The following is a 1,607-nucleotide window of genomic DNA, read 5'->3' as shown; positions in this document are numbered from 1 at the left end:
TGAGCAAGGTCACCGCATCGTTCGGCGTGGCCGCCGGCTGGGCGGGCGAGCCGCCCGAGGCCCTGATCGAGCGGGCCGACCAAGCGCTCTACCTCGCCAAGAACGGCGGCCGCAACCGGGTGGTCACCGCGGCCGAAGCACCGGCCTGACCGGCCACGGGCCTCACCTCGCACTGTCGCCTGTGTCGAGCTGGAAGATCTCGAGCGGCTCGCGGCGGCCGCGCAGTTCCTGCCGGCCCAGCGAGCGGGCCGGAAAGCGGTCGCCGAGCAGCGCCATCGTGCCCTCGGCCAGCAGGACGGTGACCGCATCGTCCGGCGTGCCGACGCCGCGCGCGTGCTCCTCCAGCCGCTCGGCCACGTTCACGACATCGCCCACCACCGTGTAGTTGACCCGGCTGGGCGCGCCGATGTCGCCCACCACCGCGCGGCCGCTGCAGATCCCGATCCGCACCCGCACCGGCGCCAGCCCCTGCGCCACGCGTGCCTCGTTGTCCAGGCGCAGGACCCGCGCCACCTCCAGCGCGGTGGTGCAGGCCCGCTCGGCATGGTCCGGCTGGGAGCCCGGAGCCCCCCAGAACGCCATCATCGCGTCGCCGATATACTTGTCGATGGTGCCCTCGGTCGCCTCCACACAGCGGTCGATCAGGGTGAAGTGGTGGTTCAGGAAGGTCGCCACCTCGGTGGCCGGCAGATGCTCGGAGAGCGTGGTGAAGCCCGCGATATCGGTGAACATGACGGTCACCTCGCGCTCCACTGAGGTGATCGCCTTGGGCGAGCCCTGCCGCATCAGCCGGCGCACGAGGGTGCGCGGCACATAGGTCGCGAACAGGCGCAGCCCCCCGACCATGGCGTCGTAGGCGGCTGCGGCCTCGTTCAGCTCACGGAACATGCCGCGCAGCCGGGGCGGCGGCACATCGAAATTGAGCTCGCGCAGGCGATTGGCCTCCTCCGCCAGCTCGCGGATCGGCTGGCTGAGGCTGCGGCCGATCAGCAGTGCCAGCCCCAGCCCGACCAGCAGCACGAGCCCGCCGATCCAGAGCAGGTGGGTCAGGCGGTCGAACTGCGGTGCTGCCACTTCCAGCGGCAGGTAGGTGCCGATGATCCAGGGGTGCTGCCCGTAGCCCGCCAGCTCCTGGAGCAGGAACACGAAGCTCTCGCCGTCCACCCGAACGATCCGGGCGCTCACCGCGTCGTTGGCGAAGGTGCTGCCCCGCTCGGATTCGAACTCCGGGTCCGGGCTCCACAGCCTCGCCAGCACCGGATCACCCAGTTCGTCCAGGTCCGGCAGCGGATGCTCGTTGCTGAGCCCGGGGAATCCCCCGGTCAGGTCCGGATGGGCCAGCACCGAGTGCGGTCCGTAGAGGATGAAGGGCCGCATCTGGCTGCCGGCCAGCATGCCGAGGAACTCGGACAATTCGGCCGTAGTCACGCCGGCGATCAGGGCGCCGATGAACTCCCCGTTCCGCCGGACCGGGACGAACAGGTTGATGAAGGGCATCTCGCGCCCCTCGGTGACGTAGAGCTCGCCCCAGAACGGGCCGGTCGCCAGCGCTGCCTGGCCCATGGCCGCCTCGAAGCCCGGATCCTCCCGCCAGTCGTTGATGGAAA

The 1,607-nt window shown here is 70.6% G+C and carries 2 protein-coding genes; one reads left to right on the top strand and one right to left on the bottom strand.

The annotated features are described in order from the left end of the window. On the top strand, positions 1–149 hold a 149-nt coding region (locus EQG76_RS17105), incomplete at its 5' end, for a diguanylate cyclase domain-containing protein (protein ID WP_159715606.1). A 13-nt stretch (positions 150–162) separates the two neighbouring features. On the opposite strand, the gene EQG76_RS17100 is transcribed toward EQG76_RS17105, so the two are convergent. Then, the coding region (locus EQG76_RS17100) for an adenylate/guanylate cyclase domain-containing protein (RefSeq protein ID WP_159715605.1) at positions 163–1,607 on the bottom strand (1,445 nt) is incomplete at its 5' end.

Origin of the sequence: Geminicoccus flavidas, from assembly GCF_009806515.1 — a bacterium.
In the GTDB taxonomy this organism is placed as follows: Bacteria; Pseudomonadota; Alphaproteobacteria; order Geminicoccales; family Geminicoccaceae; genus Geminicoccus; species Geminicoccus flavidus.
Note: the sequence above shows the minus strand (reverse complement) of the source record. Positions and strands in the feature narration are given on the sequence as shown.